Source organism: Bilophila sp. T19-St14 (assembly GCF_059728385.1).
The window spans coordinates 2,061,431-2,077,509 of the sequence record NZ_BAAGFT010000001.1 but is presented as its reverse complement, the minus strand read 5'-3'; the positions used below and the strand labels follow the sequence as shown (position 1 = coordinate 2,077,509).

The window sequence follows — 16,079 nt, the reverse complement described above, 5'->3', positions numbered from 1 at the left end:
CAAGAAAACATCAACCGTTTCCTATGGCGCAGCCTTGTTTTTTTCCTGTCTTGGGAGGTTCGGCTGCCGGCGCACGGGAATATTTCGTCCCGGTGAGAACGTCGCCTTGCCTTCTATGCCAACATGCTTTATCTTTTTTTATTATGACGACATCTGCTCTCTATCCGCGTTGGCTGCAATGCGGCCTCTCCTCAGCCGAAAGGACTTGGATCAGCCTGCTCTAAGTCGCCCTCCGCGCGTCTTTGTTCTTTCTTTTTTGCCATTCGGGCGTTGCCGCGCTGTGTTCGCGTGTATGCGCCTCAAGACGACGGAGTTTTTATGTCTTCTGTATCGCATGTGAAGCATTGGTTTTTTTTGTTCTGTGCCATTCTTTTTGAAGTGGGCGGGACTTCGGTGATGAAGATGTCCCAGCACGAAGGCTGGCTCCTCGGCCCCAATGCGGGGCTTATAGCCATGTTCGCGCTGATCGGGCTTTCGTACTACTGCCTTGCGCTTGCCGCGACCGGGCTTCCCATCGGCGTGGCCTATGCCTTCTGGGAAGGCCTCGGGCTGACCATGATCACGCTCGTAAGCGTCTTCCTGCTCGGTGAAGCCATGAACCTGCAACGCTTCATGGCGTTGCTTGCCGTTCTCAGCGGGGCGCTGTTGATCCATCACGGTACATCCGAAGGCGGGCCCGCCCAGCGTTCCGCCAAGGCGGGGGCGGCGTCATGAGTTCGTTCTTTTCGCTCTCGCTGTTGGCGGTGATCGTTGCCGCACTGCTGGATATTGTGGCCAACCTGCTGCTTGCCAAATCGCAGGGGTTCCGGCGCAAGTTCATAGGGTTCGCTTCGCTCGGCATGGTTGGGCTGGCCTTTTACTCCCTTTCGCTCGCCGTGCGGGATATGGATCTCGCGGTGGCCTACGCCATGTGGGGCGGTTTCGGCATCCTTGGGACTTCCATCGGCGGCTGGTTCCTGCTCGGCCAGAGGCTCAAGCCCTGCGCATGGCTCGGCATGGTGCTGCTCATCGGCGGCATGACGGTATTGAAGTTGAGTTAGCGTAAGGAGCGTAGAAATATTGGGGAAGGGAGGGAAAACTTTTCTGGAGAAAAGCTTTTCCCTCCCTTCCCCAAACCCCATCCCTCCCTTTCCAAAGACTTTTGACGTTATCGAATCCCTCTTGCCAGCCTTCCCTGTAGGTATGGAAAGCGCTTCGGCGCGGCGTTCTTGGGGAGCGGTCTTCCCTGTAAAGAGGGAAGGAGCCGGTTCTCTTGCTGATTATCTCGGTTGTCCGTCTTCTTCCCGTTTTTACTGGAGATCTGGACAGCAGGGTATCGGCGTTTCGCGTTGAGCCTGCCGACAGTTTTCACTGAAGATATGAAAAGAGCCTGAACAAGGATAGGTTCAGGCTTTTGTTTTTGGCTGCGTCATGGAAAACGGTCATGCTTTCTTGGAGGCTGTGTCCTAGAAAATGGTTGATGCTTTTTTCCTTGAAGTTCCAAAGGGATAACCAGTAAAATGCCTTGGCTATGGATTCCGCCAAGGGGAAAGCTGGAGAAAAAGCTGCATTTTCACCGCGCTGTGAGATGAAACAACTACATACTATGGCAGAGCCTTCTTGAAATTTCAAAGGAATAACCAAATAAAATGCCCCCAATCATGGACCCCATCAGCGGAAAAATTGGAGAAAAAGCCGCTATTTTCAGCATACTGCTGAAATAAAGCAACTACATACTATGACAGCTCCTTAAGGGAAAAGAAAGGGGTACAGACCGTGAGCGGAGCGGACTCCTTTCGCGTCTCCTCTCCATTCGTCGCAGTTTTGCGGGAAGGGCCGGGAGAGAGAGCTTTTTGTAAAGGCTCTGTCAGAGTATATGGTTGTTTTTTAGTATGTTGAAAATAAAGACTTTTACTCAGATTTTCTCGCTGATGGGCTTTATGATTGGAACATTCTGCTGGTTATTTCTTTGGAACTTCAAAAGGCTGTGTTCTAGAAAATGGTTGATGCCTTTTTCCTTGAAGTTTCAAAGGAATAACCGGCAAAATACTTTAGCCGTGGATTCCGCCAAAGGGAAAACTGGAGAAAAAGCTGCATTTTCACCGCGCTGTGGAGATGAAACAACTACATACTATGGCAGAGCCTTCTTGAAATTTCAAAGGAATAACCAAATAAAATGCCCCCAATCATGGACTCCATCAGCGGAAAAATTGGAGAAAAAGGCTGTATTTTCAGCATACTGCTGAAATAAAACAGCCAAATGCTATGACAGAGCCTTTCAAAAAAACATCAACCGTTTCCTATGTCACAGCCTCTGTAAAAAGTTCCCTCCCCCGTTCTTTCACCTCATTTCACCATTTCATCCAATAATCTCTGCGCACAGCGGGCCGAGCCGCCGAGACGGGGCGCGAGCCAGCGTTGGAAGCGTTCTCGCACGGCGTCATGGTGCGTTGGTGCGGCGAGTTGCTGTTGCAGCAGTGTCGCGACGGCCTTGGCGTTTTCCCCGATTTGGAGAAGGCCGAGGGTTTCGAGAGAGTCTCGTTCGGCTTCGCCGGAAGGTTCCAGTGCCCATGCGAAGTTGTCCAGATGCGGGCCGCAGCAGGGAATCCTGCCCAGTGCCAAGGGTTCGAGGAAATTCTGGCCGCCGAGGGGGGCAAGGCTGCCGCCGACGAAAACGGCGTCCGCAAGCAGGTAAAGCTGGCCGAGTTCCCCGAATGTATCCCAGATGACGATGGAGCCTGCGGGGATGGTTTCCGTTTGTTTCGAGCGCATGACGGCGGGGAGTTTCGCGCCGCTCAGAAGGGCCTGCCACGGTTTGACGCGGTGCATGTGCCGGGGGGCGATGACGATGGTGGGGGCGCCGTGCGCGTGCAGTGTTTGGATGACGGAAAGGAGTGCGGGGTCTTCCTGTTCACGGACGGAGGCCAGCAGGACGGTCTGCCGGGCGTGAAGTTCGGGAGGCAGGAGCTTCAGCAGGGGGGCGGAGACGGCGGGCATGGCTGTGGCGGTGGCCCGGTCGAATTTGATGTTCGGCACGGCCTCCACTCTGTCGCCGCCGAAGATCTGGGCGAAACGTCCGGCGTCCGTTTTTGAGATGGCGCAGACATGCTTGGGTGCGATGGATTCCCAAAAGCCGGGGACGACGGCCCCAAGTTTGAGGTAACCGCGCAGGCTTTTGTCCGTCATGCGCCCGTTGAGGATCAGCATGGGGATATTTCGTTTTTCGCAAGCCAGCATGAGGCCGGGCCAGAGTTCGGTTTCCAGCAGGCCGACCACACGGGGGCGGGCTTGTTCGAGCGCCTTCTCCATGAGCTTCGGATCGTCCAGCGGGAAAAATGTGGGCCGGACGGATAGCCACCGGTGTTTCTCATGAAGTTTTCCCGACATATTCCGCAAAATGTCGAGCCCCTGCCGTGTCCATGTGGTGGCGAGCACACGCAGCGGTTCGGGATCGCCTTGCCTCTCGCGGAGTACGGCAAGATGGGCGAGCAGTTCCCAGACAAGGTAGGCTTCGCCGCCGGATGCCGCCTGAAGCCAGATGTCCGCCTTTGTACAGGTGGTTGCACTTCCGCCGTCCGTTTCCGTGCCGAGCGCCGGGCCGGGCCACCCGTCAGGGACAAGACGTTGCGGGAAGCCATCCTGAAGGCGTTTATGGCGGCGCAGGACTGGACGGGCCGCCAGCCATGCCAAACCGTATGCGCCGCTCAACAGGGCGCGGAGCACGCTGCGTTTCACTATAAGGTATCCTTGGTTTGAAAGGCGGCGGGGGAAGGGGGCCTTTTTCTGGAAGGCTTTGTCATAGCGTGTGGTCGTTTCATCTCCACAGCACGGTGAAAAGACAGCCTTTTTCTTCGGTTTTCCCCTTGGCTGAATCCATAGCTGATGCGTTTTTCTTGTTATTCCTTTGGAATCTCAAGGAAAAAAGCATCAACTCTTTTCTGGCGCACAGCCTTGTGGAAAGGTTCCCTCTTCCCCCGCGGGGGGTCTTGTTTGCCCTACCGTTTCAGGGCGAGTTCAAGCAGGCGTTCGATGAGATCCGCGAAGGACATGCCTTTGACGGCGGCTTCGCGGGGGACGAGGCTGGTGGAGGTCATACCCGGCGTGGTGTTGACTTCAAGGATGTACAACGTGCCGTCATCCTGAAGGATGAAGTCGGCGCGGCTGTAGCCCTTGAGCCCAAGCGCGTGGTGGGCGCGGAGGGCTGCATCCTGCACTTTGGCGGTTTCTTCGGGGGTAATGGGCGCGGGGCAGATTTCCTGCGCGCCGTCGGGCGCGTACTTGTTGTGGTAATCGAAGTAGTTGCCCTTGGAGACGACGAGGATGGGCGCAAGCGCCTCTTCGCCGAGCACGCCGCAGGTGACTTCACGGCCGGCGACGGCGGTTTCCACAATGGCTTCTTCCCCCATTGAGAACAGGGAATTCAGGGCCGTGTAGAGTTCCTCCTCGTTGGTGACGCGGGAAAGGTGCAGGCTTGAGCCGCCGGTGTTCGACTTGACGAACATCGGGTATTGCAGATCGGGCTTCCAGTTCGGGCCGGGATGTCGGGGCAGGAACACGCCGTCGGGGATGTTCAGGCCCGCATCGCGGAAGATCTGCCGGGCCGCCGCCTTGTGCAGGGCGAGGAAGGAACCGGCGGGGCCGGCCCCCTGATACGGGCAGCCCACGCGATCGAGGATGGCCTGTACGAGGCCGTCTTCGCCGGGCGCGCCGTGCAGGTTGATGAAGGCCGCGTCATGTCCGCGGGCCATGTCCATAAGCCGTTCAAAATCCTTGGCCGGATCGCAGAGCGTTACGCTGTGCCCGCGTTCCTTGAGGGCGGCGGCGATCTGCTCGCCGCCCTTCAGGGAAACTTCACGTTCGGGAGACCAGCCGCCCGCCAACAACAGTACTTTCATGGAGAGGAAACTCCAGTTGCGCCGAAAGGACGCGTTCAATGTTTTTGGAATGTTCCCAGCCGCGATGGATGGCGGCGCGGGAGTGTTCGCTTTTTCCATAGCGGACAAGCAGATCTTCATAGCGCTCGTCGAGCGATACCATTTCGTCGTGGCGGGCCCGCTTGTCCGCATAAATGACGAAAAAAACAGGATGGATGAGATCTTCGGGCAACGGCCAGGGCCATTCGACGTGGTGGTAGACGGCCTGGGCGACCTTATGGCTGCCCGTGGAATCGATTACCCATGACGCGCCGATCTGGGCATGGCTGCCGCCGAACTGCACGGTATAGGACTTGGCGATGTCGTGCAGCAGGCCCGCCGCGCGGGACAGGGCCACGAGTTCGGGGTGTCTGGATGCGCCCGTTTCAATCGCTCTTCGGGCCAACGCTTCGGCCATATCGGCTACGCATTCGCTGTGCCGTTCGATATGGGAGAACATGGCGTAGCGCGTCCATAGGGCACGGCAGGCCGCCTCGTCGGGGATCGGCGCGGTATCCGGGTGGTCGAGGCTCCACAGGCTGGGAAGTTCGGGAAGGGCCGGATTTTCGTAGGGCTTGCCGTTCCGAAGGGGAGGCGTGACGAAATGGACTGCGTATTCGCTCGCGGATTGGGACATGGAGGCTTCCTTACAAAGGCTTTGCACGGGACAGGCTTTCGTAAGCCTCCCACGTATCAACATCTGTTATTGCTGCCGTATCATTGGTAGGCATGAGGCGCAAGCCGAATGCGGCGAGAATGTCTCTGGCGCCCTTGTCGCCGCTCAGGTGGAGCGTTTCGCCGAATGCCCCGGCGGGCAGGATCACCGGGTTGCCCCGGACGCCGCCGCACGCCGGGGCCGCCGCGCATTCCGGTTTTTGCAGGTAAAACGCCGTCAGTTCCCGTACCAGCTCCGCCCCGACCAGCGGCTGATCCCCAAGGAGGACGGCGACGCCCTGAGGAGGGTAGGCAAAGCGTGCAACAAGCCGCCGGATGCCCGCCTTGAGGGATTCGGCCTGTCCAAGGTGGGCGTCGGGGGCGGGGACGATCTCCACGCGGGCATCGAAGTCGGAGACGGCCTTGAGCAATTCCGGGGAGGCGTCGGGCCGCACGGTGACGAACACGGGGGCAAGCCCGGCGTCCAGCGCGGCGCGGACGGCCCGGCGCACGAGCGGTTCCCCGTTCAGCGTCAGGGTCAGTTTGCAGCGCCCCATGCGCCGGGAGAACCCTGCGGCGAGCACGACGGCGGGGAGTGGAGAGCGTGTTGTGGTCATTGGTTGTGCGGGGGACTTGGGGAAGGGAGGGGGAAACTTTTAAAAAAGTTTCCCCCTCCCTTCCCCAAACCCCATCCCTCCCTCTTCAAAATTTTTCGGCTTTATCGAATCCCTCATGTCGGCTTTTCCGATCAAAAAAGATGGCCGTGTTATAGAAAAAGGTTGATGCTTTTTTCTTAAAATTCCAAATGATTAACAGATAAAATGCCTTAGCCGTGGATCCCGCCAAGGGGAAAACAGGAGTATTTTGACCGCACTGTGGAGATGGAACAACCACATGCTATAACAGAGCCAAAAAGATTGGCTCTGTCATAGTACATGGTTGTTTTGTTTCAGCAATATGCTGAAAATATATGCTGTTTCTCCAAAATTTTCCGCTGGTGGGCTCTGCGATTGGGGGATTTTATTGGTTATTTCTTTAGAATTTCAAGGAAATAAAGCATCAACCGTTTTCTATGACACAGCCAAAAGATTCTTTATGACAACATTGCTTCGTCATCAATAGAATGGAAGATATGAGCATTTATTTTTTGTAATGAAAGTCGCATTTCAACTGTCTGAAATTCAAAATGAATTTTTTATAAAGCCATCGAAAGGGCGAATGTCTCGAATATATTGGAACCTCCAAAAAGAGCAACAGGGAACGCTGGGAACAGGGATTCGATAAACACGAAAGTCTTTGGGAGGGGTGGGGGAGGTTTGGAGGGGGCGGGGAGGGCTTTCTCCAGAAAGCCCTCCCCGCCCCCTCCAATCTTACCTCTTCCTCCTGCCCCTCTCCGCAAAAGCTTTCCTGTTGCCCTGTCCCTGCCCCTGCGTGCGGGGGCGCTGGCCGGAGGGCTTTCCGAGCAGGATTTCATGCTGGCGGCGGCGCTCCTCATCCGTCCGGGCCACATAAATGGGCGCGCCGTCCGGGGTGCAGCGGGCGTAGTACATGGCCGTCGCCACCGTGCCCGGCGTGGGGATGAAGCACTGTACCTGACGGGGCGACCAGTTCCGGGCGGCAAGCCAGTCCCCAAGCCGGCGCATGTGCGCATCGGTGCAGCCGGGAAAGGCGCTCATAAGATAGGGGATGACGTACTGTTCCTTGCCGTGGGCTTCGGAGTAGCGGGCAAAGGCTTCGAGGAAGGCTTCAAAGGGCTTCATGCCGGGCTTGCGCATGAGGTCGAGGACTTCGGGCACGCAATGCTCAGGCGCGATTTTGAGCTGTCCGCCGGTGAACTCGCCGGTGTAGGCCGCAAGCGCGGTGGCATCCTTGAGCGCGAGATCAAAGCGCACGCCGCTGGCAACCCGGACATGCTTCACGCCGGGCGTGGCCTGCACGTCGCGGAGGAGAGCGATGCAGGCGCGCTGATCCACGGAAAATCCCTTGCAGATGGACGGATACATGCAACTGTCGCGTCGGCACTTGGAAGGATCGAGGCGGCAGGACGCGCCCCACATATTCGCGCTTGGGCCGCCCACGTCGGAAATGGAGCCGCCGCGCGGCATGGCGGCAATGCGTTTTGCCTCGTCGAGGATGGAGGCTTTGGAGCGGGAGGCGATGCGGCGGCCCTGATGGAGGGCCAGCGAGCAGAACGAGCACCCGCCCCCGCAGCCGCGATGGGTGGTGATGCTCGTGGCGATCATTTCCACCGCCGGGATCGGCTCCTTGTAGGAAGGGTGCGGACGCCGCGAGAACGGCAGGGCGTACAGGCCGTCCAGCTCTTCGGTGGTCAGGGGGGCGGCGGGCGGCGTGAGGAGAACCGTGCGGTCGCCGTTGGGCTGCGCGAGGATGCGGCGGGACTGGTGCGTCTCGCGCTCAAGCCGGACGGTGCCGTCCAGATAGGCGCGGGGCTCGGCAAGCATCTCCTCGTGCGAGGGCAGGCGGACAAGCTCAAGGCCGTCCAGTTCCCCGGCATCGGAGGGGATGGAGGCCGTTTTGACAAGCCGCGCCGTGCCGGGGATGCCGGCCCAGAGATCCGGCCAGATTTCACCGTCCACGGGTTCCAACACGGACAGATCGCCCACAAGTTCGGCCACGGCGTCGAGCCGCCGGGCGACGTCGAGCAGGGCGCGCTCGCCCATGCCGCAGGAAAGGATGTCCAGCCGGGCGTCGAACAGGATGGAACGGCGCAGGCTGTCGGCCCAAAAGTCGTAATGGGTGATGCGGCGGAGCGAGGCTTCGATGCCTCCGGCGAGCAGGGGCAGGCCGGGGAAGGCCTTGCGGATCAGCCCCGCGTAGACGATGACGGCGCGGTTGGGGCGCGCCCCGGCCTTGCCGCCGGGCGTGTAGGCGTCATCGTGGCGTTTTTTGCGGAACGCCGTGTAGTGCGCCAGCATGGAATCCAGCGCCCCGGCGCTCACCCCGGCGAACAGGCGGGGGCGGCCCATGCGGGCGAGGTCGGCGGTGCCCTGTCCCTCGTCCTTCCAGTGCGGCTGGGCCACGATGCCCACGCGGTAGCCGTGCCCGACCAGCCAGCGGCCCAGCAGGGGCACGCCGAAGGAAGGGTGATCCACGTAGGCGTCGCCCGTGACAAGAAGAATATCAAGGGAATCCCACCCGATGGCGTCCATTTCGGCGCGGGTGGTGGGCAAAAACGGCGGCTGCGGCAGCGGCGTGCGCGCGGGGAGTGTAAGATCAAACATGCCCGCCACTATAAGGCAGGGAAAACCGGAAGGAAAGGCTGATCCTCCGCCGTTCGGCGATGGCCTCCCGCTTTGATCGCCGGAGAGGGAGGGAAAACCGGAAGAAAGACGGGGTTCCGATCCCAGTGGGGGCGGCATGAAAACCTTGCGGAGACATTCGCCCTTTTGATGTTTTTTTAAATGGCTGTGCCATAGAAAACGGTTGATGCTTTATCTCTTGAAATTCCAAATGGATGACCAATAAAATCCCCCAGTCATGGAGCCCGCCAGCGGAAAATTTGGATAAAAAGCATATATTTTCAATGTATTACTGAGATAAAACAACCATGTACTATGACAGAGCCTTTTTAAATGGCTGTGTCATAGAAAACGGTAGATGCTTTATTTCTTGAAATTCCAAATGGATAACCAATAAAATCCCCCAGTCATGGAGCCCGCCAGCGGAAAATTGGAAAAAAGCATATATTTTTCAATATTGCCGAGACAAAACAACCATGTGCTATGACGGAGCCTTTTAAATTCATTTTAAGTTTCATGCGGTTGAGTATAAGTTTCATTGGAAACGCGAATGCCTCCCTTGTGCGTTCCCTTTGCTTTTCCCGGCTTGGAGGGTACAACGGGACGGTCACGTCAACCCTTTTCCCGCGCCCTCGCGCTTAGACATCATGGCACGAATCGCCCTTATCCTGCCCCGCCTCAGCCGTTACGGAGGCGTCGAACAGTTTGCCTTCCGCCTTGCCGAAGCGCTGGCGGAAACCCGCAACAGCGAACATGAGGTGGAATTCATCTGCGCCCGCTCCGAGTGCCTGCCGCCGGTCGGCGTGCGGACGCACGTCGTCGGGCGTCCCGGCGGATTGAAGTTCATCAAGATGCTCTGGTTCCTTATCCGGGCCGAACAGGTGCGCAAGCGCGGGAACTACGATCTGGTGATCAGCCTCGGCAAGACGTGGAATCAGGACATGATGCGCGTGGGCGGCGGCCCGCAGAAGACATTCTGGGAGCTTTCCGAGAAGGCGTGGCCCGCCGGTTTTCCCCGTTGGTTCAAGCACCTGCGCCGCCGCCTGCTGCCTTCCAACTGGCTGACCCGGATCATCGACAACCGCCAGTACCGCAGCGGCTGCCGGATCATCTGCGTGTCCGACGCGGTGCGCCATTGGACGCAGAAGGCGTATCCCGGCATCCCCGTGCCGGAGGTCATCTACAACCTGCCGGATCTTTCCCGCTTCACGCCGCCTACGCCTGAGCAGAAGCTGCTTTCCCGCATCGCCCTGAACATCGACAACAATCATGTCGCCATCGCCACCGCGACCAGCAATTTCGCGCTCAAGGGCACGGGCGTCCTCATCCGTTCGGTGGCGATGCTTCCCGATACCGTGCATCTGTTCATCGCCGGGGGACGGGATTCCGAGCCCTATCAGCGGCTCGCGAAAAGGCTCGGCGTGGCCGGGCGCATCCATTTCCTCGGCAAGGTGGAGGACATGCCCGCGTTGTATCGGGCGATGGATCTGTTTGTCCTGCCTTCGTTTTATGACGCCTGTTCCAACGCGGTGCTTGAGGCGCTGGCCTGCGGGCTCAAGGTGTTGTCCACAACCGCCAACGGTTCCAGCGTGTTTCTGCCGCAGGAGCACGTCACCCCCGATCCCGGCAATGCCGAGGATCTCGCCGCGCGCATCAAGGCGTTGATCGACGAGCCAGCGCCCGGGCCGTTCCGTATCCCCGACCACATTCAGGCCGGGCTCGACACATGGGTGCAGGTCGTCAACGAGGAATGCGATCAGCGCACGGGAAAGAGCGGCGGGATGGAGGGACAAGAGGCGGACGGAACCGAGGAAAATGAGGAAAACGAGAAGAACCCCCACCCCGCATCTTCCCAAGGTTTTTGATTGGCGGGGAGGCCGCGCGGAGGGAGCCCTTTCCGGGCGGAAGCGGCGGATCTTGAAAAAAGAGCCTGAACGGTATTTCGTTCAGGCTTTTTTCTTTGCCGTTCATTATGGGATATTTTGGGGCTCTTTATAATGTGGTCGTTTCATCTCCACAGTGCGGTGAAAAATAGAGCCTTTTTTCCCGTTTTCCCCTTGGCGAGATCCACGGCTAAGGCATTTTTCCGGTTATCCCTTTGGAGCTTCAAGGAAAAAGCATCAACCATTTTCCATAACACAGCCTACTTTTTTCTATTCGCCCCATCCGATGCTTTGGGAAATCAGGATACGTTTGGATTTGGGGAGGCCGAGGGCGGAAGCGAGGCCTTCGGCATCGTAGGAAGCGCGGACGACGTTGTGCAGGCCCACGGAAGCGCAGAACAAGCCCACGTTCTGGTAGGCGGAACCCGCATGCATGGCGGCAAAAAACTCTTTGCCGTTTTTCTGGGTGTCGGTGACGTACACCAGCCCTACCGGGGCTTCGCGGACAAGGCCCTGCCCGGCGAGGAAGCTGCGCAGGTCGGAGGAAGTGATCTGTTTGAGGCTGTGTTTCGGGGCGTCGTAGAGCCATGCCCCGCTGCTGCGGAGGACGTAGATTTCAAGATCCTGCCGGTTTTGGGCCGTGGGGATGGTTCGTTTCCCGTTGGGGCGGTTCACGCCGTACGCGGCCCAGAGCAAATCGCCGAGCAGTTTGTCTGAAAGCGGTTTTGCGGTGAACGTGCGGTTTGTCGCCCGTCCGCTGAGCGTTTGCATGAGCGGCTTCCCCCCTTTGGTATCGGGAGGGGGGAGGGCAAGGGAGGTGGCGGCCTGCGCCGTGCCGAACATGAGGAAGAGACAGGCGGCCAATACCGGAACGAACCGTTTCATCATAGCGTGGACTCCTTGAAAAAGGGGCGGGCCTCGGAGGGGCCTGTCGGCGGAAGGATGCGGATTATCATGGGGTGGCTGCAAGCTGGGAATACGCGTAGCCTGCCACTAACAAAGGAGGATAATCATGAAATGGGGACTGTCCATATTGGCGCTGTGCGCGCTGCTTGCCGCAGCCGCGCCGGAGGGCGGGGCTGCGGATCAGGGCGGCGGCGACGCAAAACTTTTGAAAATGGTGGTATTGTCGCGGCACGGCGTCCGTTCGCCCACGCAATCCTCCGAAACGCTTGAAAGCTGGAGCCGCAAGGACTGGCCCGAATGGCCCGTGGAGCGCGGCGGGCTGACCCCGCGCGGGGCCAAGCTGGTTACCGCGATGTGGGAACAGGAGGCGGCGTTGTTGCGCGAGGCCGGTTTGCTGCCTTCAAAAGGCTGCCCGGAGGCCGGGACGATAGCCGTCCGTGCCGACCGGGATCAGCGCACGCGGGCTACGGGGGAAGCCATACTTGAGGGGTTGGCTCCGGGGTGCGGGTTCAAGCCTGTCGTGAATGAAAAGGCACAGCCCGATCCGCTGTTCCATCCGTTGGAGGTCGGATATTGCACGCTCGATCCCGCCGTTGTTCGGGACGAAATCCCCGTCGGCACGATTGAGGGGCTTGAGCAGTCGCTTTCGGCGCCGATAGGGGAGCTGGCAGCCATCCTTGGCCCCGCATCTCCCGAATTTTGCCGCAGGCATCAATTGCCCGAAGGGTGCACGGCAATGGATGTGCCCACGCGCCTGACGCTTGCCAAGGATAACCGTACAGTCCACCTCGACGGCAAACTGGGGGCGGCTTCAAGCGCGGCGGAAATCATGCTGCTGGAGTATGGGCAGTGGGATCATCCCGCCGGATGGGGGGCCGTGGACAAGGCGGCGCTGCAACGCCTGCTCCCGGTGCACAGCAAGGTGTTTGACGCCGTGAACCGCGCGCCTTCCGTTGCCGCCGGGCGCGGCAGTGAACTGCTGCTGGATATGGCGAACGCGCTTACGGGCCGGTATGCCGATCCCGCCGTCAACAAGGCGAAGGTTGTGGTGTTCGTTGGGCACGATACGAATATTGCGAACATCGGCGGCATGCTCGGCCTGCATTGGCAGCTCCCCGGCTATGCGCCCGATGAAATTCCCCCGGCGAGCGTGCTGGTGCTGACGCTGTGGCTGCAAAACGACGTCTATCGGCTCCGGGCCGGGATGATTGGACAGTCGCTGGATACGCTGCACGATCCCGCCATGAAGGGCGGGGTTCTGAGGCAGGATATTGAAGTGCCGTGGTGCGGCCCGTATGAGGACGGCAAGGACTGCACGCTGACCGATTTTGAATTGCGCGTCCGTGATGTGCTCCGCCCCGAATGTGTCCGGGAACGCTAGGGCTGTTCACGAAAATAAATATATTTTTTACAAATAGTTATCTATTTTTCGGTGCTGAAAGTTCCTTCCAACCCGTTTCAGCCATTGGAAAAGCTCGGCATAGTGTGAACACGCCCTAGAAGAAGCGCAAGGAGCACCCATTGGCCCTATCTTTTCCTGCTTGAAATACGTCCCGGGAACGCTTGGAGAAGGGGCAAAGGGCCCGCCCGCCTCGTGCCCCATCCTTTTGACGGCATGAAGCTCTCGGTTCCCTTCAAAATATGATGAGGCGGCCCCATATCCGGCCTGTACCGGACATGGGGCCGCTTCCTTATAGGGAAGGCCGCCTTGCTTCTCCTGTTTTCCCGATAAAAAAGCGATGGGTCCCACCATGCCTTTTAAAGGGAATCCACCAAAGATTGATGAACCCTCACAGCATACTGATGAACCCCACAATTTCAGCCTATTCGTACGGGAAAAGCCGATCCTGATACGCGGTATTTCAACGGCTCTGTATAGTATGTGGTCGTTTCATCTCCACAGTGTGGTGAAAATACAGCCTTTTTCTCCGGTTTTCCCCTTGGCGGGAACTACGGCCAAGGCATTTTTCCGGTTATCCCTTTGGAGCTTTAAGGAAAAAGCATCAATCATTTTCTATAACACAGCCTTTCAATACATCATTTCAACCTGTAACTTGTATGGGAAAGCCTTCAATTTTTCTTTTGCACGCCCGATGTGGCGGTACTGCCTGCATTTATGCGGAAAGGCTGTGCCATAGGAAATGGCTGATGCTTTATTTCTTGAAATTCCAAGTAAATAAGCAACGAAATACCGCAATCATGCAGTCTGACAACGGAAAACTAGAGAAAAAGCCTGTATTTTTCACCATGCTGTGTAGAGAAAATAACCTTCTCCTGTTTTCCCTATAAAAAAGCGATGGGTTCCACCATGCCTTTTAAAGGGAATCCACCAAAGATTGATGAACCCCCACAGCATACTGATGCAACTCACAGCTTTAGCCTATTCGTACGGGAAAAGCCGATCCTGATACGCGGTATTTCAATAGGCTCTGTTATATATGTGGTTGTTTCATCTCCACAGTGTGGTGAAAATACAGCCTTTTTCTCCTGTTTTCCCCTTGGCGGGAGCCACGGCCAAGGCATTTTTCCGGTTATCCCTTTGGAGCTTCAAGGAAAAAAGCATCAAACATTTTCTATAACACAGCCTTTCAATACATCATTTCAACCTGTAACTTGCATGGGAAAGCCTTCAATTTTCCTTTTGCACGCCCGATGTGGCGGCGCTGCCTGCATTTATGCGGAAAGGCCGACAGGAGGGATTCGATAAGGGCGAAAGTCTTGGGAGGGAGAGGGGTGGGGTTTGGGGAGGGGGAGGGAACCTTTCTTTAGAAAGGTTCCCTCCCCCTCCCCAATTATTCTACCCCAACCCATTAACGGGCTTCATACTTCCCGTCGGGGAGCAGGGTGATCTGGCCGGCCTTGTTCAGCGGCACGCCGATCCATGTCATGGTTTCGCCGGCCTTGTTGGTGACTTTGACGTCCCAGGCTTCGGCCTTTTCGGTACGGCTGACCTCTATGTCCACCTTGTCGCCGTTGGGGAGGGTTTCCTGCTTCAACAGGTTTTCTTCCCAATCATTGGCGTTGGTGGGAGAGAGGTACAGCGTATAAATGTCATACTGGGCACCGTTAAAAATGTTGATTTTCTTGTCCAAGGCAAGGGCATTCCCGGCCATGCCGAGCGATGCGGCGAGCGCAAGAGCGACGATGAGGCGTTTCATGGCGTTTCTCCTCTTCCTCCGGGCAGGTTGTACCGACCGCTTCCTGAAAAGGGCCGCAGCCCCGGACTCTGCTGCGCCCCTCGGATGCAGGAACGTAATCCATACGTTCAGGGTACGATGAGGGGAAAATGATGCCATGATAATCAATAGGCTGCCGGAATGATTCTACTCCACGCCTACCTTGGGGCAGAACGAAGCCATCTCGCACTCGTCACACAGGGGCTTCCGCGCATCGCAGACATGGCGGCCGAACCATACCATCCGATGGTTGACGTTGCCCCATTCGGATTGCGGGAACAGCTTGATCAGATCCTTTTCGATGTCCACGGGATCGGTATGCTTGGTGAGCCCAAGTCGCCCGGAGATGCGCTTGACGTGCGTGTCCACGGCAAGGCCCTCGTTGATGCCGAATCCGCCCCACAGGACCACATTGGCCGTCTTGCGGGCCACGCCGGGAAGCTTGATGAGATCCTTCATGGTGTTGGGCGTTTTCCCGTTGAACTCCTTCACGACGATCTGCGCGGCGGCGATGAGGTGTTTCGCCTTGCTGTGATAGAAGCCGACGGAGTGGATGACTTCCTCAAGTTCGGGGATGGTGGCTTGGGCGAGGGCCGCCGGATCGGGCCAGCGGCGGAAAAGTTCGGGCGTAACCTGATTCACGCGCCTGTCCGTGCATTGCGCGGCAAGCACCGTGGCGACGAGCAGCTCCCACGGGTTTTCGGCTATAAGGTGGGTTTCCAGATCGGGATAGCGTTCGGCGAGCAGTTCAAGGACTTTTGCAGCCCGTTGTTTGTCTGTCATGGTCGTTTCCTTCATTCGGGGTGGCGCGCCGCAAGGGGCGCGGCAACGTGTCCCGGACGGATATTCCGCCCGGAACGCCGGAAACAAAACCATAAGATCGGGATGCCGAAAAGCCAAGCGGCGGGGCCATGCCGGGGGCCGGTGAGTGAAGAGACCTCCCGCCCATGCGGGAGTGCTGTTCACTCACCGGGTGCTTACATGAGCGTTTCGATTTCGTCGAATTCAGGGGAAACGAAAATGACCGGCTCAGGGCCCTGTTCCACAGGGGCCTGCATGGTGGGCTTTTCGGTTTCATAAAGGGGTTCGCACACTTCAACGATGGTTTCCAGTTCGTCGAATTCTGGCGAGGTGTAGGTAACGGTATCCAGCCTGCACCGCGTGCCGCCCTCGACCATGACATCGGAAACAGTGCTTCCATAGGCAGACATGGCTCTCCTCCAGAGAAAAGGGTTATAAAACAGTTACCTTTATATATTTGATAGCCCCCCATGCCGTAGGCGTCAACCTGTTCTGTTCAATCAAACA

General features: G+C 57.9%; 13 protein-coding genes. 4 read left to right on the top strand and 9 right to left on the bottom strand.

Annotated features, from left to right (window positions below):
• Positions 1-318 precede the first annotated feature (318 nt).
• Both AC6I1V_RS08885 and mdtI read left to right on the top strand, forming a co-directional pair.
• Positions 319-714 (top strand): DMT family transporter, encoded by a 396-nt coding sequence (locus tag AC6I1V_RS08885; RefSeq protein ID WP_486854728.1) that lies wholly within the window; start codon positions 319-321, stop codon positions 712-714.
• Entirely contained in the window at positions 711-1,040 is a 330-nt protein-coding gene (mdtI, locus tag AC6I1V_RS08880; RefSeq protein WP_302551343.1) for a multidrug/spermidine efflux SMR transporter subunit MdtI, read from the top strand. The genes AC6I1V_RS08885 and mdtI overlap by 4 nt, the downstream gene beginning before the upstream one ends.
• 1,285 nt (positions 1,041-2,325) lie before the next feature.
• Here mdtI and AC6I1V_RS08875 read toward each other — a convergent pair.
• The 5 genes from AC6I1V_RS08875 to AC6I1V_RS08855 form a co-directional block, all read right to left on the bottom strand.
• Positions 2,326-3,714 (bottom strand): 3-deoxy-D-manno-octulosonic acid transferase, encoded by a 1,389-nt coding sequence (locus tag AC6I1V_RS08875; RefSeq protein WP_486854729.1) that lies wholly within the window; start codon positions 3,712-3,714, stop codon positions 2,326-2,328.
• 260 nt (positions 3,715-3,974) lie between these two features.
• Positions 3,975-4,874, bottom strand: coding sequence for a D-alanine--D-alanine ligase family protein (locus AC6I1V_RS08870; protein WP_337431127.1), 900 nt, complete (start codon positions 4,872-4,874; stop codon positions 3,975-3,977).
• Positions 4,831-5,529 carry an HDIG domain-containing metalloprotein gene (locus AC6I1V_RS08865; protein ID WP_486854730.1) on the bottom strand — a complete coding sequence of 233 codons (699 nt, stop codon included), beginning with the start codon at positions 5,527-5,529 and terminating at the stop codon, positions 4,831-4,833. The genes AC6I1V_RS08870 and AC6I1V_RS08865 overlap by 44 nt, the downstream gene beginning before the upstream one ends.
• Positions 5,530-5,539: 10 nt before the next feature.
• Entirely contained in the window at positions 5,540-6,163 is a 624-nt protein-coding gene (locus tag AC6I1V_RS08860; protein ID WP_486854731.1) for a nucleotidyltransferase family protein, read from the bottom strand.
• A gap of 753 nt (positions 6,164-6,916) precedes the next feature.
• Positions 6,917-8,788, bottom strand: a complete 1,872-nt coding sequence (locus AC6I1V_RS08855; RefSeq protein ID WP_486854202.1) for a YgiQ family radical SAM protein — start codon at positions 8,786-8,788, stop codon at positions 6,917-6,919.
• Between the two features lie 665 nt (positions 8,789-9,453).
• Between AC6I1V_RS08855 and AC6I1V_RS08850 the strand changes: the two genes are divergently transcribed.
• Positions 9,454-10,671, top strand: coding sequence for a glycosyltransferase family 4 protein (locus tag AC6I1V_RS08850; RefSeq protein WP_486854203.1), 1,218 nt, complete (start codon positions 9,454-9,456; stop codon positions 10,669-10,671).
• A gap of 288 nt (positions 10,672-10,959) precedes the next feature.
• Here AC6I1V_RS08850 and AC6I1V_RS08845 read toward each other — a convergent pair whose 3' ends face one another.
• Complete coding sequence (locus tag AC6I1V_RS08845; RefSeq protein ID WP_486854204.1) at positions 10,960-11,577, bottom strand: SagB/ThcOx family dehydrogenase; 618 nt, start codon at positions 11,575-11,577, stop codon at positions 10,960-10,962.
• A gap of 124 nt (positions 11,578-11,701) precedes the next feature.
• Here AC6I1V_RS08845 and AC6I1V_RS08840 point away from each other — a divergent pair, with 124 nt between their 5' ends.
• Complete coding sequence (locus AC6I1V_RS08840; protein ID WP_486854205.1) at positions 11,702-12,976, top strand: histidine-type phosphatase; 1,275 nt, start codon at positions 11,702-11,704, stop codon at positions 12,974-12,976.
• A gap of 1,429 nt (positions 12,977-14,405) precedes the next feature.
• On the opposite strand, the gene AC6I1V_RS08835 is transcribed toward AC6I1V_RS08840, so the two are convergent.
• The 3 genes from AC6I1V_RS08835 to AC6I1V_RS08825 form a co-directional block, all read right to left on the bottom strand.
• Complete coding sequence (locus tag AC6I1V_RS08835; RefSeq protein ID WP_302553082.1) at positions 14,406-14,753, bottom strand: hypothetical protein; 348 nt, start codon at positions 14,751-14,753, stop codon at positions 14,406-14,408.
• Between the two features lie 165 nt (positions 14,754-14,918).
• Complete coding sequence (gene nth / locus AC6I1V_RS08830) at positions 14,919-15,554, bottom strand: endonuclease III (protein ID WP_302553083.1); 636 nt, start codon at positions 15,552-15,554, stop codon at positions 14,919-14,921.
• A gap of 194 nt (positions 15,555-15,748) precedes the next feature.
• Positions 15,749-15,982, bottom strand: coding sequence for a hypothetical protein (locus AC6I1V_RS08825; RefSeq protein ID WP_302553084.1), 234 nt, complete (start codon positions 15,980-15,982; stop codon positions 15,749-15,751).
• Positions 15,983-16,079 lie beyond the last annotated feature (97 nt).

Coding starts and splice junctions, on each gene's coding strand:
- AC6I1V_RS08885 (WP_486854728.1), top strand. CDS start 319: ATGTCTTCTGTATCGCATGTGAAGCATTGGTTTTTTTTGTTCTGTGCC.
- mdtI (WP_302551343.1), top strand. CDS start 711: ATGAGTTCGTTCTTTTCGCTCTCGCTGTTGGCGGTGATCGTTGCCGCA.
- AC6I1V_RS08870 (WP_337431127.1), bottom strand. CDS start 4,874: ATGAAAGTACTGTTGTTGGCGGGCGGCTGGTCTCCCGAACGTGAAGTT.
- AC6I1V_RS08865 (WP_486854730.1), bottom strand. CDS start 5,529: ATGTCCCAATCCGCGAGCGAATACGCAGTCCATTTCGTCACGCCTCCC.
- AC6I1V_RS08860 (WP_486854731.1), bottom strand. CDS start 6,163: ATGACCACAACACGCTCTCCACTCCCCGCCGTCGTGCTCGCCGCAGGG.
- AC6I1V_RS08855 (WP_486854202.1), bottom strand. CDS start 8,788: ATGTTTGATCTTACACTCCCCGCGCGCACGCCGCTGCCGCAGCCGCCG.
- AC6I1V_RS08850 (WP_486854203.1), top strand. CDS start 9,454: ATGGCACGAATCGCCCTTATCCTGCCCCGCCTCAGCCGTTACGGAGGC.
- AC6I1V_RS08845 (WP_486854204.1), bottom strand. CDS start 11,577: ATGATGAAACGGTTCGTTCCGGTATTGGCCGCCTGTCTCTTCCTCATG.
- AC6I1V_RS08840 (WP_486854205.1), top strand. CDS start 11,702: ATGAAATGGGGACTGTCCATATTGGCGCTGTGCGCGCTGCTTGCCGCA.
- AC6I1V_RS08835 (WP_302553082.1), bottom strand. CDS start 14,753: ATGAAACGCCTCATCGTCGCTCTTGCGCTCGCCGCATCGCTCGGCATG.
- nth (WP_302553083.1), bottom strand. CDS start 15,554: ATGACAGACAAACAACGGGCTGCAAAAGTCCTTGAACTGCTCGCCGAA.
- AC6I1V_RS08825 (WP_302553084.1), bottom strand. CDS start 15,982: ATGTCTGCCTATGGAAGCACTGTTTCCGATGTCATGGTCGAGGGCGGC.